Below are 21167 nucleotides of genomic sequence, written 5' to 3' on the forward strand. Positions count from 1 at the left end.
ATTCGATGCGAGAAAATATGGACTATAGACAGCTCTTGTGTCTAGAGTTTAAATTGATTGGTTTATTGTCCTTTGTCAGTGGTCAACAGTCAGTGGCAAAGCAAACTGACCTTGAGAAGAGAAAAAACTCATTTCTGACAACTGATACTAATAAAAAGAACTACTTATGGCTGCTGCCCCTCACTCCCTGACTCCAGATCGTCACCGTCCGGATAGAAGAAGCACTGTTTCCTCGCGGCAACCTAAAGGAAAGACAATACCCCCGCGTTCCGAAAGCGGTTCATCGTCTAGAACCCGTAGCAGAAGCTCCCAACAGCGGGACTTTCAGGCACAGACACCCGCATGGCTGCGATCGCTGGTGAGATTGCAGCGCACCTCCAACCTGGTATGCTTCTTCCTGATTGCTAGCACCCTGGGAGTTTATGCCTGGACGGTCTATACTCAGCAGATGTGGAGCCAGGAGTACCGCAAGTTAGAAAATCTGCAACGCAACGAGCGGCAAATGACAGCGGCAAATGAAGCCCTAAAAAACCAGCTGGCTCAAGAAGCTGAGCGTCCGGGTACGGGTTTGGTTGCTCCCAATCCAGCTAACACCATCTTTCTGCCGCCAGCGCCCCAGCGCCAGTCACGGCCCAAGCCAGTGGCAGCTCCTAACTCAGAAACATCCCCAACTACGCCACTAGGCTATTAACGAGGTATGGAAAAGTCAGGAGTCAGCAATCGTAGGTCGCTGCCTACGCAAAAGGTTTCTGCAACTGCTAAAGAGACGGGCGAGTTGAACCAGAATGGAAGTGGAATGCCAGAGTTAGTGAAAAAACTGCCTCGAAAACCCACTCGAAACGGAAAAAGTCGTCAGTCATCAGAACCGAAGCAAGGCGGCGAAAATCGGCAACAGGAGAAGATATCACCACAGCAGTCTTTACCTCAGAAGTCTTTTGATTGGAGCCTATTGCGTTCTCCGTCCTTGTTGCTGGGTACTTCATCCTTACGGTTGCTGCTTGTTTGGCTAATCATGTCTCTGAGCGGGCTAGGGCTTGCGATCAATTTGTATCGCCTACAAGTGGTGCAGGCACCGAGCCTGCTGCAAAAAGCGCGACAGCAGCAGATGGTCTATCTGCGCCCCTTTGTTCCCCGACGCTCGATTGTGGATCGCAGTGGTAACGTTTTGGCAACTGACCGTCCCGCCTATACGCTGTACGCCCATCCAAAGCTGTTTAAACAATCCAAACAGGCAATTGCGACGAAATTGGCGGTGATTTTGGGAGTTTCTGCTGACAATTTGCTTAAGCAGTTCAACAAGCAGGAAAGTGGAATTCGGGTTGCCTACGCCCTGACAGAAGAAGAAGCTGACGGTATTTCCCAATTGCGAACCGATGGCTTAGAGCTGATTCAACATTACGCCCGCCTCTATCCCCAGCAGGATCTAGCCGCAGACGTCGTGGGCTATGTGGATGTGGATCATCGAGGTCAGGCGGGTGTGGAGTATAGCCAGGAAAATTTACTCACCCGGGCTGTTCGCACCGTTCGACTGAGCCGCGCTGGTAACGGAACGTTGATGCCAGATCACGTGCCCGAAGGATTGCTGCATTTTGATGAACTGCAACTCCAGCTGACAATTGATAATCGCCTGCAACGTGCTGCTCGTTCTGCCCTCAAGCAACAAATGGAGTTGTTTAGTGCCAAACGGGGCACTATCATCGTGATGGATGCGCGGGATGGTGCGGTGCTGTCCCTGGTTGCAGAGCCGACGTACAACCCGAATGAGTACTCTACATCGGATGTAGGTTTGTTTAAGAACTGGGCGCTGGCAGACCTTTACGAACCGGGTTCGACGTTTAAGCCGCTCAATATAGCGATCGCGCTAGAAGCGGGAGCCATCAAACCCGACACTGTATTCTACGATCGAGGTCAGATTCAGGTAGCTGGCTGGCAGATCAAAAATGCTGAAGAGGGCAGTCACGGTGCCCTGTCGATTTCTCAGATTCTGCAACAGTCAAGCAACGTCGGCATGGTGCAAGTTATCCAACAACTCAAGCCGAGTATCTACTACGGTTGGCTGGAACGGCTGGGGCTGGGGCAAGCGGTTGGTATCGACCTGCCCTTTGAATCACCCGGACAAATGAAAAGCCAAGAGCAGTTTACGTCATCTCGAATTGAACCCGCTACCACCTCCTTTGGTCAGGGCTTTTCTCTCACCCCCATCCATCTGGCTCAGTTGCACGCTGCTCTCGCCAATGGCGGCAAACTGGTAACTCCTCATCTCGTCCGGGGACTCATCGACTCCCAAGGGCAGATGTACTGGCAGCCAACGCTACCCACGCCGCGCCCCGTCTTTTCCCCATCGACGACTCAGACGGTGTTAGAAATGATGGAAGCGGTCGTCACCAAGGGAACCGGGAAAGCGGCGCAAATCCCAGGCTATCGAATAGGAGGGAAAACGGGCACTTCCCAGAAAGCCAGCGCTACTGGGGGATATTCTAGCTCTGCCAGAATCACTAGCTTTGTGGGTATTTTTCCGGTTGATGCTCCCCGCTATGTGGTTCTAGCTGTTGTCGATGAACCGAAGGGCAAGGTCTATGGTTCCACCGTAGCCGCACCTGTAGTGAAATCAGTGATGGAAGCCTTAATTAGCCTTGAGAAAATTCCGCCTTCTGAAATTAAAAATTAAGTAGGAGAGCGTAAAGAAACCTATGTTGAAGCTGTCATTAGTTATTGGTGATAATTCAGAGCTAATAACTAATCGCAACCAACCGTTAGATTAGTTGTGCAAATCTGCTGACCCTTACATTTTTAATTACGAGTGGGGATAACGGCTTGCAGGCGATCGCGCAAAATTTTTATTTAATATGACTTTCTTAATTAGGCTGCCCAAGGTATCCTTAAATAATAGAAATATGTCTGATTTAAATATTAAAAGCTATTTCTTCCTTATCGATTTTATTTTAACAAAAATAAAATAAAAAGTCTATATCGTAGCCCTCAATAATTGTATGTAAAGGCAAGATCCCCGACGGCTGAGAGAAGTCGGGGATTCGGAAATCTAGCATCTCACAATTAAAATAGGATTGCTATCGCAGCCCTAAATGATTTGTGAAGCACCATCCTAAAATAAATTGCGGCTAATCGCTAAAGCCAATTCCGAAGGTGAAATTAAAAAAGAAGAATTAAATCTTACCTCTTTAATTTCTAACTTGGTACTTTTAATTGCGAATTTGACTTCGCTGCACTTGTTCCCACATTTGGTCGCGACTTTGGGACGGTTCCAGACAAGTTAGTCCTTGGCAAACTAACCCGACCGCACCTGATGGCAGATTCGACTCCGCCGTCGATACTGTTGTAGGCAGATATTGAGCAACTAAAGGAGTTAGGTGGTCGATAGTAGTGCGAACCAGTGTACAGTGATGATACCAATCCAGGGCGGTAAACAAACTCGGACAAGCTTGAGGTGACTGATGCATCACACTGCTGAAGGCTTGCAAAGCTTGTTCGCTGCGGTCGAGATAGGTAAGATTTTCAGTGAGTAAAGCCAGACGCACTAAGTTAGCGATCGCAATCCCATTGGCGGATGGTGTGGCACTATCCACATAGCTGCGTTCTCGCACTAACAGATCGCTACTAGCATCGCTGGCGGTGTTATAGTATCCACCTAGTTCCACACTCCAGAGGAATTCGTCAAATTCTTCTTGGAGGGCGATCGCTTTCTCCATCCAGAAACTAGCGTGAGTTACTTGGTGCAAATCAAGCAGCGCTTTAATAAACAAAGCGTAATCTTCCGACTGGGCCAGTATCGAAGGTTTTCCGTCGTAGTTGAGACGATGGAAGCGCCCCTCTACCCACTGACAATCCAAAATGAAATTAGCCGCTTTTCCAGCTAAGGACAGATATTCTTCCTTCCCAAATACCCCGTAAGCTCTGGCTAAACCTGAAATCATCAGGCTATTCCAAGCCACAATCATTTTAGTATCCGTCACTGGCGGAATTCGACCCGACCAACTGCCAGTTTTTGCCTCGTGGTTATTGCGGGCAGGAGGAAAGGTTTCTAGGGCGGCGGGTGGCGTACCGTAACGTGCTTCAAATAGCTTTGCGAGTGCCCTTTCCACTGTTTCGCTCAAAATACCCGGATGGCGGCGCTGTAAGACGTTGAGACCTTCAAAGTTGCCTCCTGGCGTCACGGTAAATTGTAGTTGAATTTCCTCTAACTCCTCTGGAGTCAGCAATTCGACTACTTCAGGGTACGTCCAGACATAAAATGCCCCTTCCTCGGGTTCGGCTTCCTCTGGATGGGTAAAATTATCCGCATCTTGGGCAGCATAGAAGTAACCCTCCAGTGCCGTCATTTCGCGCTTTAGCCATCGAAATGTACCTGCGATCGCTCTTTCAAATGCCGGTTCTTGTATCCCAGCGCTCCACAAATCAGCCAGATACTCCACGATCTGACCATTGTCATAGAGCATTTTTTCAAAATGCGGTACCGTCCAAGTCGGATCGACCGTGTAGCGGTGAAAACCGCCGCCTACATGGTCGTAAATCCCGCCCAGTGCTAAATCTAAACCGCGCTGGGTACACGCCTGCTTGGCGTCGTATTTGGATTCAAAATTAAATCGAATTGCTCGCAGCGCCAACTCGGCATAGGGCATCATTGGGAAACTAGCGCCATGTTCGCTAGAAGCCACTATCCCGGTATTCGTTTCTAACCCCTGCTGTAGCAAATCCTTGTTGGTCAAGGCAGGTTTTAAACCCGTCCCCATACTTGGTCGCAGAATGGCTGCTTGCTGGAGATGACCCAGAAGTTCTTCTTTTACCGCGTGCAACTTCGCTTTGTCTGTATCGTAGTAACCACGAATCGCTTGTAGCACTTGTAAAAATCCGGGACGCCCGTAGCGCGGTTCTACCGGAAAATATGTACCGCCATAAAACGGCACCCGATCCTCAGGAGAGAGAAAGACATTCAAGGGCCAACCGCCTTGACCTACCATCATCTGTAACGCCTGCATATAAATACTATCAATGTCAGGTCGTTCTTCCCGGTCTACCTTGATCGGGATAAAGTTGGCATTCATATAGTCTGCGATCGCCTGGTCGGAAAACGCTTCTCCTTCCATCACCGTACACCAGTGGCAGCTGGAGTAGCCAATCGATAGGAAAATTGGCTTATTGTCCCGCTTGGCAGCTTCTAGGGCTTCTTCACTCCAAGGCCACCAGTCGATGGGATTTTCAGCGTGTTTGCGGAGGTACAGGCTTTCAGCTTGATTGAGGCGATTGGTCATGGGGCTAATAGCAGAACTCGATATGAGTACGTTTTCACCCCTAGCAGTTTAGCGTGATGAATGGAGCGATCGCTCCATCCCACGCTAGATTCTGGTCAATCGTGGCTGGGTGAGTACATTAGTTAACCGAACCTTTGAGCGAAGCGTTATTTTCTTTAATTTCGATATCGTTTATTTTTAAGCGTCCCAGTTCCAGTTCCAGTTTCAATCTTTGTTCAATTTTCTCTTGAGGAATTCCCAGCCGCTGGGAAAGTTCTGCTGTCGTAAAACTCAAATTCCCCACTTTTATTTTTGTTTGTTCTTCAAGTTTTAATTGCCCATTTTCTACCCTTGGCTTACCTTCCACACCAATATAAACTTCTTTCTCTTCTAAAAAAGGGAATGTTTTTATAACTTTTTCCAACAATTCTTTCTCTTGTTGATTCAGTTCTTCTTTGGGAACTTCTGAGACATTGAATACAACCCCGCTTTCTACCTGACCATTCTTGATGGTTGTATTGAGACCCTTGGTAGATGCCAGTAACTTACTGGTGTTTTTATCTTTAGCAATTGTTGAAATTACCAAATCATTCACTTCATTTTCACTCAAGTCAATTTCTATATCTTGACTATCTAATTCCGCCTGAGTATTTTGGGTATTTTTATCAATAGCAGGTTTTTTATCACTTCCATCCCGTCTGCTTAGTTCTGTTTGCAATCCTTGGCTAGCTCCAATGCTATTTTCTATTTTGGCATCAACATTTCTTTGCAATCTGGCTTTGACTGTTTGGACTTCAGCTTCATTTCTAAAGTCAATTTGTCTAACTTGGGAATTTGTAGCTTTTTCCTTGCTAATATACCATTCAGGAAGTTGGGTTGCCTGTTTCCAGTAATAATAAACTACTGAAAAAGAACTCAGGGCTAACAACAAAAATAGAAAAATGCTTTTTTTCATGTTTAACTCAATTTCCTTTTGTCACAAAATCTGATATTGATATATAAAGATTTTATTCTTCTTTATAAAAAAATTAGGTTCTTTTCTTTTTTAGGGTTCTTTATGTTTTTGGCGTTGAATAACATTGCCTGGTTCGCGGGAAGCACAGGGATGAGAAAAAGAAAAGCGCCCCAGCCGCTATAGCTTGTGTAGATTATAGATGCCGCCCCTATCCAAGCGAGCAACTAGAGCGGTAGGACAGGGGTGCTAGGAGCGTGCTAAGAGCAACACCGCTTCGCTACCGCGTCTACCAAGAACTTCCATCAATTAAAACATCCTATCTCTGGCTTGATTGATGGAGGGGGCGATCGAGGCGCTGTTGGTACAAACAGACAAAAAACTCAATTTCTTGTCGGGCACTTTGTTGGAGTGGTGTAGGAAGAGAATCCGCTAACACGGTAAAAGGTTCTGTGACACTTTCGAGTAAATCGTAGATTTCTTCTAAAGGTACATCCTGATATTGCCGTGTCTGTGCAGCCAGTGCTGCTGTTGGCGTTAGGTCAATCTTCTGTTGAGCGATCGCTTCTAAATCTTTAAATTGCACGGTCATATCGAGCAACTCCTTTGTTAATAAGGACGCATCTGTACAGAAGTCGATCCAGTCAACTCCCCATTAGTGTTGGGTTGAGCAGTTGAGAGCGATCGCGGTGTCTGAATTGTTGTTGGGACACTCAGTGCTGCGATTACATTGAGCAACAAGGTGATCGTGGCGGCTTGCAGAAGTCTTTTAGACATGACTCGGTTCCCTCCATCCCCGAATAGTTCTAACAGTACGATTTGCTATAGCGATCGCACTTCGTCCCATTGATTCACCCAGTTGGGCGATTGTTTCCTGACGAAGACAACCAGCAAGATGCGATCGTTGTTGAAAAACCGAACCCCAGAGGAAACAACGACAAAACACGCCTACCCTTTCAGTGCTACCGACGGGTTTTCCCGGATGTTCTACATTCCAGCCGACAAGCCCAATCCACCTGCTGCAAGCGAACCTTCTCGCTAGGGTTGTATCGGTAGTATTTCCAGCACCCGGTACTTTCTCTTACAATCGCTAAAATTAAGAAAAATCACCCGAAAAAGCAGACTCCATGATTCCTACCGTTATCGAACAATCAGGTCGTGGCGAACGTGCCTTTGATATCTACTCCCGGCTCCTCCGGGAACGCATCATCTTCCTGGGACAACAGGTTGATTCCGACCTTGCCAACTTAATCGTGGCTCAGCTGCTGTTTCTAGACGCTGAAGATCCAGAGAAAGACGTTTACCTGTATATCAATTCTCCCGGTGGTTCCGTCACCGCAGGTATGGGCATTTTTGACACGATGAATCAAATCCGCCCGGATGTTTGCACCATCTGCCTCGGATTAGCCGCTAGTATGGGCGCTTTCCTCCTCAGCGCGGGTGCTAAAGGCAAGCGGATGAGTCTGCCCCATTCCCGGATCATGATCCACCAGCCTCTCGGCGGCGCTCAAGGTCAAGCCACCGATATTGAGATTCAAGCCAAGGAAATCCTGTACCACAAAAGACAGCTGAACGAATATCTGGCTAAACACACAGGTCAGCCCATCGAGCGGATTGAGGAAGATACCGAACGCGATTTCTTTATGTCGGCAGAGGAAGCCAAGGACTACGGTTTGATCGATCAGGTGATTAAACGCAGTCCCTCTGCTACCCGCACAGCCGTTGCAGCGGTATAGAGAACTAAAAGTTAACGGACGTGCAATTTCTGGTTAGCCCCTCCATCGAGCGGGGCTTGGGAGGATCGAGTCAAGCAAATGTTGTGAGATCCCCCAGGAACATAGATTAAATAACTTACGCTCGTTCACGTTCTGTAGGGACATGGCAATGCCATGTCCCTACTACGCAAAAATTAAGAGGTTAATCAATCCACGATCCTTCGTTCCCGATCGATTGAGGGAGAAATACAGAAAATTACACATCCCGTCAATAAAAAATGGAGCTTCCCCCATTTTTTATTGACAATGTTGCTCAGTTACTTTTCCGGTGTTGGGAGAGATTCAAGATAGCGCAGGAAATCCAGCAATTGTTCCTGATTCAGCTCCGAACGACCTCGCTTACCGTAGGTTCGCTTCAGATAATCTTTTCCTTGCTCAGCAGTCCAGCGCAAACGCTTAATTTCTACCGTCGTTCTAGCCATCGCTTCGGATAAGTCCATCTCCTCAGCAGCAGAACTTGTGCTACCGATAGTCATATCCATCGGACTTGGCTGAATAACCTCTTCGCTAGCGTGATAACCAGGCGAAGAGGTCATTGGCTGATTATGCTGGCTGCTAAACAAGCCTCCCGATATTTCTTCGGGTGTCTCGATCGCAGCATCATCCCCATAAAGCTCAGTATGGGCAGGGGAATACTCTTCTGCAAACGGGACATCCTGATTCGATAGCACGACGGGAGGTGGTGAAGCAGCTTCTTTTTGTCCCCGATCTGAGAAGGACATTCCAGCCATATCATTGAAGCTGACTGGATCGGAATACAGCCGATTTGGGCTTGGCTGCGAGGGGCTTTCTGACGGAATGACCGTTTCGCGTCTGGGGTTAGCGATCGCCCCCACTGGCACCTCAACCGCCACAGTTTGCGTAATCTGAGCATCAGACTGCGTAACTGGAGTGTTGTGGCTAGAACTTCCAGCAGGAATTCCCAAACAGTTCAACGCTCTGGCTGTTGCCTTGTCTTCTGCCAGCTCAATCTCACCGGCTGCTGCCAAACCTGTCGCTAGGATTACACCTTCGACTTGAACAGCGGCTTTGACCACGTACTTTCCTTCATGAATGGTCAGTAACTCAGTGGTCAGGCTGCCTAAGGGATAACGAACTCGGAATTGAGAAAACATAATACTCCACGCCACCCAAACCTAGTCGGGTTTTTTGGCTCCCATCAACGTTAAGTATAGTACGCCCCCTGAAAAACGATTTTAGAGAAGGTACCGCAAGAAACTAAAATAATTAGAGACTGTTCATCGGTATGGTATAAAACCATTCCCTACTGCCCGCTACGCTCGCAAGTGACCGAGTCCGTTTCACAGTGGTTGGCTTGAGAAAAGGCAGTCAGACAAAGTGCTTGTCGTCGCTTTTGTCGTCAAGCACCTGAACAGAGAAAGCACTGGTTGCTGCCAGTCGCTGGTTGCATCCGGAGTTCTTGTTCGGGACATCTGCTTGATATTCGCAAAGGCGGGCTGAAGGAGGGATGGTTGCCTGACGATGTTCCCTTGACGCTCAACTGTGGACTGTAGATTAAAGACGACCAACCGTGGACTAGAGACTACCAAACGCAGCCGTCTGTTGTCCAAAATCTGTAAAAAGACAAAATTTTGTTTGTTTACAAAGTCTAAAATCGATAGTCCAAAATCTTCCGCTCGCGTAGTGTATGCCGCGATTAACTGCGACTCCTCGCATAGCGTATATCGCGATATGCATCTCCTCGTGTAGCGCTAAGAAGGCTAGAGCATCGCGTTCGATGACGATGACAAGGTTTCGCATACTGTAGGGTGAGAAACGCGCCACCCAGGTAGTAGCGAGACATCTGTTAAAAACGCGGCGAATTTGGCGCTGCCACATCAGGGTAAAAATACCCATGCTTTCTAAGCATGGCGTCAGGATAACAAGGAGAAAAATCGCTTTCAATCGTCAGCGGTCAACAGTCAGTAGTCGGCAAGAAGAAAGAAGCAACTGTTGTAGAGACAAGGTTAGCTCGTCTCTATCAGCTGACAAATTTAGACAAACAGAATTGTTTTTATGGTGGAGGCAAACTCATAGCTGCATGGAATTTTCAATCGCTACACTACTTTCTAATTTCACAGATGACAAATTAGTTGCTCCTAAGGTTCTGGAAAAAAAACTGCGTTGCCAGGATGAAGAGAGCTTAACTAAACTACAAATTGCCTTGGATGCCTTGGAAAAAATTGGCATTTTGGTCAAAGATCGCGGTAAGTATCGGCGCGTCCAAGAAGAAGATGTCGTCGAAGCCAAACTGCGCTGTTCGAGTAAAGGGTTCTGCTTTGCCATTCAGGAGGTAGAAGGAGCGGAAGATATTTACGTCCGAGAGAGCCATCTGAGTACTGCTTGGAATGGCGATCGCGTTCTCGTCAAAGTCACCAAAGAAGGAAACCGCAAACGCTCTCCAGAAGGGGAAGTGCGGCTGATTCTAGAACGAGCCAATCCCTCGGTCTTGGCACGAGTCAAGCAAGTCGAAACCGGCTTTAGAGCCGTCCCTCTAGACGATCGACTGCTATTTGAACTGAATCTGCATCCGAACGGTCAAAACTTGGCGGAAGCCGTCGATTACCTGGTTCACGTCGAAGTTTTACGCTATCCCCTGGCATCGCAGCCGCCGATTGGCAAAGTCGCTCGCATTCTCGGCAGCAATGCAGAAGCCGCCGCAGACACGGATATTGTCTGTTGCAAGCACGACTTACCTCGCAACTTTCCATCTGAGGTGCTTAGAGCCGCAGAGGAATTGCCCAAACAGCCGAGTCAAAAAGATTTCAAGCACCGGCTGGATTTGCGGAATTTGTTAACTCTTGCCTTTATTCCTGAGCCTTCAGGAGCGGGAAGTGAGAACGAAACCGCTCAGCACGTCACAGAAAACGCTCTGACTCTTAACAAAACAGAGGCTGGAGCGTGGCAGTTGGGCGTCCACATCACGGATGTTGCTCACTACATTGAGCCTTCAGAAGCGCTGGATCGGGAAGCTCGCAAGCGGGGAAACACCGTCTATCTCGGAGACATGGTGCTGCCAATGCTGCCGGATGCTGTTGCCAGTCGCTGCTCCTTGGTACCCGGCGAAGCTCGCTTAGCGATCTCGGTACTGTTAACTCTCGATTCCGCCACCGGACAAATGGTGGAATATGAGATTCAACCCACGGTGATTCAAGTAGATCGCCAACTGAGTTATGACGAAGCGACGGCAATTTTAGAGCGTCATCAAGATGCCGAAGCGCCAGTGTTTGAAATGCTCAGTCAGTTGTTTTACGAGCTGAGTCCGGCGGTGAAAGCACAGCGCCTAGGGAGGGGAGGATTTGAACTGAATCTGCCCGGTACTCAATTGCCCTACAACGATGAAGGCATCCTAGGAGCGATTGTATTTTCGGGAGGAGTGCGTTCTCTAGTTGTAGAGTTGATGCTCCTGGCAAATCAAGCGATCGCTACCCATTTGCAAGCACTCTTTCTGCCTGCAACGTATCGCATTCAGCCTTCTCCAGATCCGGAGGATGTGCAGGAATTGATGAAGTTGGCGAGTAATCTGGGCATGGAACTGCGCCTAGAGCAGGAAGAAGCCGTGACATCGCGGGACTATCAACGTTTTACTCAAATGTTCGCTCAATCCCAGTCAGAGCGAGTCTTGATGTATCTGTTGCAGTCCACCCTAAGACCCTGTGGTTATAGTACAGCTCCCGGCTCTCACTTTGGTTTGGCTTTGGGAATAGGCGAGGACGAAAGCCCCTACACCCACTGTCTCTCACCGCTGCGACGCTACGCAGATTTACTGATGTCGCGGGTATTGCTTGCTGTATTCGAGAAAGGACGCGATCGCCGAACCACTCGCGCCAAAGAAAGCGTGAATCTGCGTCATAGTTCCGCCCACGGCAATATCAACTGGAATGTCTTGCCACCAGACGTGCAAGAAGATTTAGAAAGCCAGCTACAGGGTATCGTTGTGCATCTCAACGAGCGTGAAAAGCTGACTTCAGATGCACAAGCGGATCTGGAAGGACTCAAAAAAGCCGAGCTAATGAAGGAACGCACGGGAGAAGTCTTCCAGGGGTTAATTACCGGCGTCCAGTCTTACGGGTTCTTTGTGGAAATTGAAGACTTGCTAGTGGAAGGACTGGTACACGTCAGCTCTCTTAAAGATGACTGGTACGAGTTTCGCTCTCGTCATGCTTGTCTGGTTGGACGGAAAAGCCGCGTTTCTTATCGTCTAGGCGATCGCGTGGAAGTCCAAGTTAAGAGCGTTGATTACTATCGTCAGCAAATTGACTTGGTCATTGTCGGCGGCGGTAGCGAAGCCAGCAATGAGGATATAGAAGCAGATCCTTCTGCCGATCCTGAATTGGATGAATAGCTAATCGTTAATGGCTCATGGTGTGTTCAAGAACCATGAGCCATTAACCGTTTAGCTAATTACCCATTACCTACTACTAATGACCAAACCCCTTATCCTCGGCATCACGGGTGCCTCTGGCTTAATTTATGCCGTACGTGCCTTAAAATTTCTGCTCCAAGCTGAGTACAGCGTTGAACTGGTTGCCTCCAAATCTACTTACATGGTTTGGCAGGCAGAGCAAACTATCCGGATGCCTGTAGAAGCAGTGGCACAGGAACTATTTTGGCGACAGCAAGCTGGAGTCGAAACGCAGGGTAAACTTTACTGCCATCCTTGGGGCGATGTGGGAGCCAATATTGCCAGTGGTTCCTTCCGCACCCTAGGGATGGTGATTATGCCGTGTAGTATGAGTACCGTGGCGAAACTGGCAGCTGGCTTAAGTTCCGACCTTTTGGAGCGAGCAGCAGATGTCCAACTCAAGGAAGGGCGGAAACTGGTTCTTGTGCCCCGCGAAACGCCCTTTAGCTTGATTCACCTGCGTAACCTGACGGCTTTGGCAGAAGCAGGTGCCCGAATTGTCCCAGCAATTCCTGCTTGGTATCACAATCCCCAAACAATTGAAGACTTAGTAGACTTTGTGGTGGCGCGTGCCTTAGATCAGCTAGATATTGACTGTATCCCGATTAACCGATGGGAAGGAAAATGAAAAATTAAAAATGTAAAATTGAAAATACAAGAAGAAATTCTGCATTTTTAAGCTTTAATTTTTAATTTTTAATAGATTATGCCTGCGATTCGGATTTTACTGCTGATGTTGGTGCTAGGGTCCGTAGCACTACTTGCTTTACAAAATTTGTCGCCGGTGCTAGCGCTGGTATTTTTGGGTGCTAAGACGCAAGCGCTACCTGTAGGGGTTTGGATTTTGGCAGCGATCGCAACGGGTGCCCTGACTGGCAGTTTCTTACAATTGTTGAGCTATCTACAACGGCGTCCCTTACAAGCACGCATCCGCAAACTAGAAGCTACAGAACCCCCTCGTGCCAACCAGTCGCGGCGGGAAACTGCCCAATCTACCTATACCACTCAACAAACCTCTACCACTCAACAAACCAGTTACACCCCTCCCCCTCCGCCAGAGCCAACGAATACCGATGCAGATGGAGATGACTGGGAAGAGGAGGTTGCGGAGGATGATGATTGGGGGGATGAATCGGAGGAACCGCGCGATCGCACTCCAAGCCGACAACCGTTTGCAAAAGAATCTGTAGAAGAACGTACAACCTACGAGCGTCAGCAAGAACCGAAAAGCGCCTCTCGATCGGGTTCCGTCTATTCTTACAGCTACCGGGAACCGCGCAATTCTGGGGTGGGAAAAACTGAAGCCGTTTATGATGCCAGTTATCGGGTAATTACCCCGCCCTATCAGGAACCTGAACCTGTACGGAAAACCAATCCGGATGAGGACGACTGGGGATTTGAAGACGAGGACGACGAGTTTGACACTGATTGGAAGAACCGATAAGCCTAGAGGGTGACTTTTTTTGCGAGGGTTTCCCTCAACCCCCCTCCGGGGAAGCATTCACACGCTTTATTATTTTGACTCCTGAATGCTCAAGTCATTAACCCCAAGAATTAACTCTAAACTACTACTTATAACCGCATCAGTTCGCGCGATTGCTGCTTAACAAGACCTGTCATTGCGGCTTTCTGCAAGGTCATGAAGGCATTAAAATCCTCATTGTCATACTTTTTTCTTAATAACTGTCGCAGTTGATCTTCAGCTTCAACGGTTAAATATCCAATAGTCAGTGCTTGTTCGACAAGTTCGCGGATGAGCATCATAATTTTTCACCAACTCAATCAATACCAGGAGAAACCATTAGGTTTTGAAATAGGGAATTCACTTCAGTTAATTTACGGATGCCTTTTCTGAGGCAGGGCAATATAATTGAGCCGCAGGGTAAGGTAATGCCGTTAAAACCTAGGAAAACCATCGCTTCGCCTCTTTTCTCCCTCTCAAAAACTGTGAAATTTTAATGAACTTTAGATGAAAGTTAGATAAAGTCTCCCTAAAATTTAAGGATAGCCAAAATATTAAAGAAACTTCATCTAACAATCGTTATTAAATTCGTTAGAACTTCATCGTAACTTCGTTAGGATTTCATAATTAATCCGTTAGAATCAGGCGTTGACAGCCTTTATTGAGGTTAGCAACGCGAGAGAATGGTATCAACTGTTGAGCGGCAGGACGACGAGTTTACAGAAGCAGCAAATAATTGGCATTTGGAGAAGCTTTATATAGATTTAGCATCTGCCAAAGGAAGGAGTCTGACACCCGTTGAGAAGAAATTCTTAAGAGGATTGTTGTGTGGCTATAGTCCAGCAGAAATAGCAGACACTGTCTACAAAAGTCGCACTAGCAGTGCTGTTAGAGTTTATTTATCTAATGGGCTGTACAAATATATTCAAGAACTCCTGATTCGCCAGACGGGTGACGTTATAAAAATCAAGAACTGGAGCCGCGTCACCAACTTGCTCTCAAAAGCTGGATATAAAATAAATTCCGCTAACGTATCCGAACACGGTCAAGCTGAGACATCTGCCATCGGGACAGCGATCGCTTCCCAGGATTGGGAAGAAGTGATTGATGTAGCAGCTTATTACGGTTGCGAGGAAGAACTGGCAACCTTAGAGCAGTGGATTGTCCACGACAGCTGCCGCTTAGTGGCATTGTTGGGGATAGGGGGAATCGGGAAAACTGCTCTTGCTGTAAAGCTAGCAGAACAGATTCAGCAAGATTTTGAGTTTGTCATTTGGCGATCGCTACGTCATGCTCCATCAGTTCAAGATTTGGTGGCAAACTTGGTTCAATTTCTGTCGCAGGGACAGGAAATCATCGGTGACGCAACCGCAGACGAGGGAATTTCCCTACTGATGGCTTATCTGCGATCGCACCGCTGTCTGATCGTCCTCGATCGAGCTGAGGAAGTTTTATCTCCTATCCAACACGCTGGATACTATCGTCCCGAATATGAGGGATATGGGGAACTGTTCCGACGTCTGGGAGAAGAACGCCATCCTAGCTGTCTGGTTCTCACCAGTCGGGAGAAACCGAAAGAAATTGCATCCTTAGAAGGGGAAAACTTACCCATTCGTTCCTTAGAACTGAGGGGGTTGTCAGCATCCGATGGACAAGAGTTACTGCAACTCAAAGGTTTAGTTGGCTCAGCTGAAGAATGTAGAGTCCTGATCAACCGCTATGCCGGGAATCCGTTAGTCCTGAAAATTGTGGCAACGACGATTCAAGATGTCTTTGACGGGAACATCACCGACTTTTTAGCAGAAGGGTTGGTTGTCTTTGGGGATATCCGAGATCTACTAGATCGGCAGTTCAATCGCCTCTCGGACTTAGAAAAAAAAGTAATGTACTGGCTGGCAATTCGTCACAAGTTAATTCCTATACGTTCCTTGCGAGACGAGGTGGTGCCGGGAGTATCGAAACGGCAGCAGCTAGAAGCAATGGAATCTTTGCGACGGCGATCGCTGATTGAAAAAACCTCGAATAATTTCACCTTGCCACCTGTTGTCAGGGCGTATCTCGCTGACAAATTAGTTGAGCAGATTTGTGAAGAAATGACGACTAAAGATGTGGCTCTTTTATTAAGCTTGGGGCTAATTAACGCTCCATCTGGGAGATACGAAACCAACCGTCGTCTAACCTTACCGGGTTAAAATTACCGGGTTAACAAAGGGCTGGAAAGGACGATTTTTCGCCAATGCTTGGCTTAGCCGCTAGCATCTCCCACAGGAAAGTCGCTGAGAAAGGGCGAGTTCGCGGGACTCTTGCCTCACTTGACCCAGCATTGCAGCTTGCTGCAACTGCATAAAAGCGTTGAAGTCTTCTAATCCATACTTAGTTGTTAAAAGTCTCCGCAGCTGTTCTTCGGCTGCAACAGTTAAGTAGCCTGTACTCAAAGCGTGTTGGACGACTTCGCGGATATTGCTGAGGTTATTTTTCATGGTAGAACACCCAACTTTGATGATCCTAAGTGAGATTACCGTGCTTCACAATTTAACCTTATTAGGCAACCGTAACATTACTGAAATTGAAACAAAGCAATTATAGGGTAATTTCAAAGTAATTCAAAGCCAAGTTGGTTGCTCAAGTTAATAGTTTGCAGGATTTTGTTGACACAAAGCTCCAAATTTTGTCAGAAATACGCAAAAAGGTCTATCGGTATCTATATGGCTGGTGGATTTGACCTCAGAAGAGATAACAGTAACGTTTTTTTGTCCGCAAGCTTAAAGAAAAAGCTACACGAAGAATTCAACAGAAAGTACAAGCCTGAAGGCAAGCGTGCCTTAATGCAAGAATTTTTGAGTGCGTGGCGGAAACAACTCAATACACTTGAACCCTCCCGCCAAGCTTTACAAGCAATTTTGAACTCGGAGAGCCGCCAAACCTGCGAGTATCGGATTGCCAATGGCTTATGTCATCTGTTATTGAACTGTTCCTATGATGAATGGAGCGAGTTTTCTCAGAATGCTCCCGACAATTCTCAGAGCTTGCTATCCTATCCAATCGGGGAAGAGGTCGGTTCTCAAGACTCCTTATCTACCACTCCTGGTATAAGATGCTGGGAGGAAAGTCAAACCGTCAACGCCCTAACCGAAGCGCCACTAGATCGGGGCAAAAAACGCCAGTGGGGCTTGTTTATCCCTAATCCGCGATGTCGGATGGTGTGGGGGCGAGAAAGCTTCATTCAAGAAGTATTGAACCGCCTGGACGATCCCACAGAACTCTCTATTTTTTCCCTCAGCGGCAGTCCAGGGTATGGCAAATCTGAAGCTGCCAGCCAAATTGCGAAAGAAGCACTCGACAGAAATCTGTTCGCGGATGTGGTGTGGGTGACAGCGAGGCAAAGCGAGTGGGTGGATGGTTACATCAGCCAGGAAAAGCAGTTTGAGGCGCTGACGTGGAAGAAATTTTTAAATGAAATCGCGCATCAACTGGATTGTCCCCCTGAGCGAGTTCACCAGCGTTTGAGAGCAGAGAAATTGCTTGTCGTCTTGGATAATGCGGAAACCGCACAAGTTGAAGATATTCTGGCGAACCTTATCAAAATGCTCAACCCCAGTCGCGCACTGATTACCAGCCGACACCGAACTAAACCTCCCTATGTAAGACTAATTGAAATCCCAGGACTCGAAGAAAGATGGTCGTCTAAATTGTTGGAGGATGAGGCAAAATACAACAACATTTCGGTAATCAAGCAGGCAAGCAACGAACAGCTTTATCAAATGCATCAATTGTCTTGCGGCGCACCCTTAGCACTACATTTCCTGGCTGGGCGAGTATTCCACGATCAAGCACTTGAGCCAATCTTGTCGGAATTAAAGCTTGCCAGCCGACAAGTTGAGACCTTCTACCGCTTCTGTCTGGAAGCAGCGTGGCAGCGAATCAATGTGGCAGCAAAAAGTGTACTGCGTTATATGGGCGGGGTGGATGCCACGGTTAGCAGAGCCGAGTTGTCTCAAGTTGGGAAATTACTGGATTCGGACTTAGATGCGGCACTGGCGGATCTGAGACGATGGTATTTGATTGAAGACGTACAAGATGAGCTAGGTAATCCCCGCTACGATCTGCATCCTTGGGTGAGAAGCAGCGTGCGCGGAGGATTGGTAGAAAAGTGGCAATCGTCGCTGGAAGACTTGGATAAAGATAGCTACCGGGAAATTTGATATGTAGGTGAAAGAGTTAATTTCTTCCGTTGATGGTTACACTAGGACAGCGATCGCTCTGGCAATTGTAAATATGGAAAATAGCAATCAGAACCTACGCGACCGGCTCAAGGGCATCAATGTCTATCTGATTGGCATGATGGGTGCGGGAAAGACAAGCGTGGGACGCTTATTGGCGCAGCATCTGGATTATCGCTTTTTCGATACCGACGCTGTAATTGAGCAAGTTGCCAAAAAATCGATTAATGAGATTTTTGCCAGTGACGGGGAAGAAAGCTTTCGGAAGCTGGAAAGCCAAGTGCTGTCCGAATTGTCGGCTTATACGAAGTTAGCGATCGCTACTGGCGGCGGTATTATCCTGAAGCGAGAAAATTGGAGCTATCTCCAGCACGGTCTCGTCGTATGGCTGGATGTCCCTGTGGAACGTTTAGTCGCCCGTTTGCAAAACGATACCACCCGACCTCTGTTAAAAAACGCTGACATCGCGACCGAATTCCCAAAGCGGTTTGAGCAACGAAAACCGCTGTACGCCCAAGCCGACCTGCACATCACCGTTGGCGAGGGGCAAACTCCCGAACAAATTGCGACGCAAGTAATTGAAGCAATTCCCGCAGTTCTTAAGCCAAAGCCAGACAATAACGGTCAGTAAAACTGGAAACAGCCGCCTCTAATCGTGCCGCAGACGCCAGTATGCACTAAACTTCTAGAAAACGATTACTGGCATCATCCTGCTAAGCAATGCTTAACGATAGCGAATACCTCAAGAAAGCTGAAGCGACTCGCGTTCGAGTGCTAAGCGAAGCACTACCCTACATCCAGCAATTTGCCGGTCGCACCGTTGTCGTTAAATACGGCGGCGCGGCGATGAAAGACGCTTCGCTCAAAGATAAGGTAATGCGCGACATTGTATTCTTATCCTGTGTAGGCTTGCGTCCCGTCGTGGTACATGGCGGTGGTCCAGAAATAAACTCTTGGCTGGGCAAACTGGGAATCGAACCCCAATTTAAAAATGGCCTGCGCGTGACCGATGCCGCCACAATGGAGGTGGTGGAAATGGTTTTAGTGGGTCGGGTCAATAAAGAAATTGTCTCCTTAATTAACCGTGCTGGCGGTTCCGCTGTTGGACTTTGCGGCACAGACGGCAACTTGATCAAAGCCCGACCAGAAGGGGTAGAGGGCATTGGTTTTGTGGGAGAAGTGAACAGTATTGATATCAAGCTTTTGCAGTCACTGGTCAGTAGCGGATATATCCCTGTAGTGTCTAGCGTGGCAACCGATGACAGTGGACAAGCCTATAACATCAATGCGGATACCGTAGCTGGGGAACTTGCGGCAGCTTTGGGGGCAGAAAAGTTGATTTTGCTCACAGATACAGCAGGGATCTTGCAGGATTATAAAGATCCCTCCACTCTGATTGCCAAAGTGGATATCGCCGAAGCGAGGCGTCTAATTGAGAAGGGTATCGTGGGCGGTGGGATGATTCCCAAGGTGAAATGTTGCGTGCGATCGCTTGCTCAAGGCGTTCGGGCTACTCATATTATTGACGGTCGTATTCCCCACGCACTGCTATTAGAAATTTTCACCGACGCCGGTATCGGCTCGATGATTATCGCCTCTGAGTTTATGACTTAGGGTTTATGACTTAGGCGTGCGCGATTAACGAATAATAATCTGCCTGGGTTGGTTGAAGCGTCTGCGATTGCCTCGCGGATTCACAATCACTGGATTAATCAGGATAGAATCCCGAATCTGGGGATTGATTAAGGTGGGGTTGATCAGTGTCGAGTTGTTGACTCTTCTGTGCGATCCCACCGGGTAGCCGGGATAACTCGGATAGGAGTTGGGATAACCCTGGTAATAGTCGGGATAACTTGGATAAGAGTTGGGATAACCCTGATAGTAGTCGGGATAACTCGGATAGGGATTGGGATTGACTCGATAGTAATTACTCGATCCGCGATCGCTCATCCCTGTCGTTGGGTTGATCGGAATCGGGCTGGGAATCGGACTGCCATAAACAAAGCTACCTGATGACTGCTGGGGAACTCCATGCTGGGGAAATCCATAAGTAGGCACGCCTTGCTGAATGATTAATTGTGCCTTTGCTGGGGAAATCGCCCCGGTTAGTACCGTAATGCCCAGCGTCAAGGGTGCTAAGCCGGTGGCAAGGCAAAACCGATGAAAACGATGCAACGGCAGAGGTAGGGTTTTGAGCATGGTTTTACATCCTAATCTTTTGGATGGTGCTAAGTATGAAATTTTGAATGACTTCTTAAGATAAACCCTGGCAAGGCGAGGAAAATTCCCCTCGTTGATTCACCTGAACGGGTGATGTTGAAACAACGAAACAGAAACCACCCCTTACAGACGATAAATCTTCCGAGCTGGCAGCTTGCAATTTTTGTCTTTGGATGCTCTCGAAAACCCTGGCAAAGGCAATTGATTTTAGCCGTCCTGATTACAGGATAATCTGCTTCGCTAAAATTTAAAGAGGCTATCGGTGATGACGTACAAAGCACAAAAAAGTTCTCTTTAAATTCGATTGGCACAGTGAATTCAGAAACCCAGGAAATTATTAGAACCGAGTACCAGACTGGCACAGCAGCATTTGAGCGAGGAAATTACCGCCAGTCAGTGCAGCATTTAGAGAAGGCAAGTAGCTTGGTGACTCGAAACTCCCGATTGGGAGGAGAAATCTTGATTTGGCTGGTGACGGCTTACGAAGCAGCAGGACAAACAACAGAAGCGATCGCCCTCTGCAAACAGCTGCGACATCATCCCGATCCACAAACTAGCAAGCAAAGCCGTCGCCTACTCTACATTATGGAAGCCCCGCAACTCAGCAGGCGTCCAGAATGGTTGACAGAGATTCCCGATCTCACAACTCTCGCTGACAGCGAACCGGAATTTCGCCGGGGGAGCAATCTTCAGGGTGCTACGAAAACTCCTCAAAAGCGTCCAGAACCGGAACCCATCGATCTCAGCCAAGTAAATACCAAGGACAATTTGTTTATTTGGGTTGCCTTGGTTGCCATTGGTTTGACACTCGGTGGATTAGCTTGGTTTAATTTTTGAACGCTAATTTTATCTGTGATTGGGTTCTTGTTTGGCTTCCCGCAAACCTT

General features: G+C 47.8%; 19 protein-coding genes and 1 pseudogene. 12 read left to right on the forward strand and 8 right to left on the reverse strand.

What is annotated here, in order from left to right; translation table 11 throughout:
• Positions 1 to 166 precede the first annotated feature (166 nt).
• Complete coding sequence (locus tag NDI34_RS02595; RefSeq protein ID WP_199324160.1) at positions 167 to 691, forward strand: hypothetical protein; 525 nt, start codon at positions 167 to 169, stop codon at positions 689 to 691.
• 321 nt (positions 692 to 1012) lie between these two features.
• Positions 1013 to 2668 (forward strand): penicillin-binding protein 2, encoded by a 1656-nt coding sequence (locus NDI34_RS02600; RefSeq protein WP_242028987.1) that lies wholly within the window; start codon positions 1013 to 1015, stop codon positions 2666 to 2668.
• A 532-nt stretch (positions 2669 to 3200) separates the two neighbouring features.
• On the opposite strand, the gene NDI34_RS02605 is transcribed toward NDI34_RS02600, so the two are convergent.
• The 4 genes from NDI34_RS02605 to NDI34_RS02620 all read right to left on the reverse strand — a co-directional run bounded on the left by NDI34_RS02605 (position 3201) and on the right by NDI34_RS02620 (position 6975).
• On the reverse strand, positions 3201 to 5267 hold the full coding sequence (locus NDI34_RS02605; protein WP_348231759.1) for a thioredoxin domain-containing protein: 2067 nt from the start codon (positions 5265 to 5267) through the stop codon (positions 3201 to 3203).
• A gap of 118 nt (positions 5268 to 5385) precedes the next feature.
• Positions 5386 to 6201 carry a hypothetical protein gene (locus tag NDI34_RS02610; protein ID WP_348231760.1) on the reverse strand — a complete coding sequence of 272 codons (816 nt, stop codon included), beginning with the start codon at positions 6199 to 6201 and terminating at the stop codon, positions 5386 to 5388.
• Positions 6202 to 6517: 316 nt separating this feature from the next.
• A complete protein-coding gene (locus tag NDI34_RS02615; protein WP_190410656.1) occupies positions 6518 to 6790 on the reverse strand; it encodes a hypothetical protein in 273 nt (90 codons plus the stop codon).
• 17 nt (positions 6791 to 6807) lie between these two features.
• Entirely contained in the window at positions 6808 to 6975 is a 168-nt protein-coding gene (locus NDI34_RS02620) for a hypothetical protein (RefSeq protein ID WP_348231761.1), read from the reverse strand.
• Between the two features lie 69 nt (positions 6976 to 7044).
• Between NDI34_RS02620 and NDI34_RS02625 the strand changes: the two genes are divergently transcribed.
• Complete coding sequence (locus NDI34_RS02625; protein ID WP_348231762.1) at positions 7045 to 7254, forward strand: hypothetical protein; 210 nt, start codon at positions 7045 to 7047, stop codon at positions 7252 to 7254.
• 68 nt (positions 7255 to 7322) lie between these two features.
• Positions 7323 to 7934, forward strand: a pseudogene (gene clpP / locus NDI34_RS02630) (ATP-dependent Clp endopeptidase proteolytic subunit ClpP); the annotation flags it as partial.
• 296 nt (positions 7935 to 8230) lie between these two features.
• Here the strand turns inward: clpP and NDI34_RS02635 are convergent.
• Positions 8231 to 9088, reverse strand: a complete 858-nt coding sequence (locus tag NDI34_RS02635) for a hypothetical protein (RefSeq protein WP_348231764.1) — start codon at positions 9086 to 9088, stop codon at positions 8231 to 8233.
• Between the two features lie 926 nt (positions 9089 to 10014).
• Between NDI34_RS02635 and NDI34_RS02640 the strand changes: the two genes are divergently transcribed.
• The 3 genes from NDI34_RS02640 to NDI34_RS02650 all read left to right on the forward strand — a co-directional run bounded on the left by NDI34_RS02640 (position 10015) and on the right by NDI34_RS02650 (position 13822).
• Positions 10015 to 12318: a ribonuclease R family protein gene (locus NDI34_RS02640; protein WP_348231765.1), complete on the forward strand. Its 2304-nt coding sequence runs from the start codon at positions 10015 to 10017 to the stop codon at positions 12316 to 12318.
• 79 nt (positions 12319 to 12397) lie between these two features.
• Complete coding sequence (locus tag NDI34_RS02645) at positions 12398 to 13006, forward strand: flavin prenyltransferase UbiX (RefSeq protein WP_190410662.1); 609 nt, start codon at positions 12398 to 12400, stop codon at positions 13004 to 13006.
• A 78-nt stretch (positions 13007 to 13084) separates the two neighbouring features.
• On the forward strand, positions 13085 to 13822 hold the full coding sequence (locus NDI34_RS02650; RefSeq protein ID WP_348231766.1) for a LapA family protein: 738 nt from the start codon (positions 13085 to 13087) through the stop codon (positions 13820 to 13822).
• A 128-nt stretch (positions 13823 to 13950) separates the two neighbouring features.
• Here the strand turns inward: NDI34_RS02650 and NDI34_RS02655 are convergent, their stop codons facing one another.
• The gene (locus NDI34_RS02655) at positions 13951 to 14142 is read right to left on the reverse strand and encodes a hypothetical protein (protein WP_190410913.1); all 192 of its coding nucleotides are present in this window, start codon (positions 14140 to 14142) and stop codon (positions 13951 to 13953) included.
• Between the two features lie 381 nt (positions 14143 to 14523).
• Between NDI34_RS02655 and NDI34_RS02660 the strand changes: the two genes are divergently transcribed.
• Positions 14524 to 16032: an NB-ARC domain-containing protein gene (locus NDI34_RS02660; RefSeq protein WP_348231767.1), complete on the forward strand. Its 1509-nt coding sequence runs from the start codon at positions 14524 to 14526 to the stop codon at positions 16030 to 16032.
• A gap of 60 nt (positions 16033 to 16092) precedes the next feature.
• Here NDI34_RS02660 and NDI34_RS02665 read toward each other — a convergent pair whose 3' ends face one another.
• Complete coding sequence (locus NDI34_RS02665; RefSeq protein ID WP_190410665.1) at positions 16093 to 16320, reverse strand: hypothetical protein; 228 nt, start codon at positions 16318 to 16320, stop codon at positions 16093 to 16095.
• 270 nt (positions 16321 to 16590) lie between these two features.
• Here NDI34_RS02665 and NDI34_RS02670 point away from each other — a divergent pair, with 270 nt between their 5' ends.
• The 3 genes from NDI34_RS02670 (at position 16591) to argB (ending at position 19674) form a co-directional block, all read left to right on the forward strand.
• Positions 16591 to 18042 (forward strand): NB-ARC domain-containing protein, encoded by a 1452-nt coding sequence (locus NDI34_RS02670; RefSeq protein WP_190685739.1) that lies wholly within the window; start codon positions 16591 to 16593, stop codon positions 18040 to 18042.
• 73 nt (positions 18043 to 18115) lie between these two features.
• Entirely contained in the window at positions 18116 to 18691 is a 576-nt protein-coding gene (locus tag NDI34_RS02675) for a shikimate kinase (protein WP_190685878.1), read from the forward strand.
• 89 nt (positions 18692 to 18780) lie between these two features.
• Positions 18781 to 19674, forward strand: coding sequence for an acetylglutamate kinase (gene argB, locus NDI34_RS02680; RefSeq protein WP_190410667.1), 894 nt, complete (start codon positions 18781 to 18783; stop codon positions 19672 to 19674).
• A gap of 24 nt (positions 19675 to 19698) precedes the next feature.
• On the opposite strand, the gene NDI34_RS02685 is transcribed toward argB, so the two are convergent.
• Complete coding sequence (locus NDI34_RS02685; RefSeq protein ID WP_348231768.1) at positions 19699 to 20259, reverse strand: hypothetical protein; 561 nt, start codon at positions 20257 to 20259, stop codon at positions 19699 to 19701.
• Positions 20260 to 20592: 333 nt separating this feature from the next.
• On the opposite strand from NDI34_RS02685, the gene NDI34_RS02690 reads away from it, so the two are divergent.
• Complete coding sequence (locus NDI34_RS02690; RefSeq protein WP_190410669.1) at positions 20593 to 21117, forward strand: tetratricopeptide repeat protein; 525 nt, start codon at positions 20593 to 20595, stop codon at positions 21115 to 21117.
• The last annotated feature ends 50 nt before the right edge of the window (positions 21118 to 21167 follow it).

This window comes from Trichocoleus sp. DQ-U1 (assembly GCF_039961925.1).
In the GTDB taxonomy this organism is placed as follows: Bacteria; Cyanobacteriota; Cyanobacteriia; order Cyanobacteriales; family FACHB-T130; genus FACHB-T130.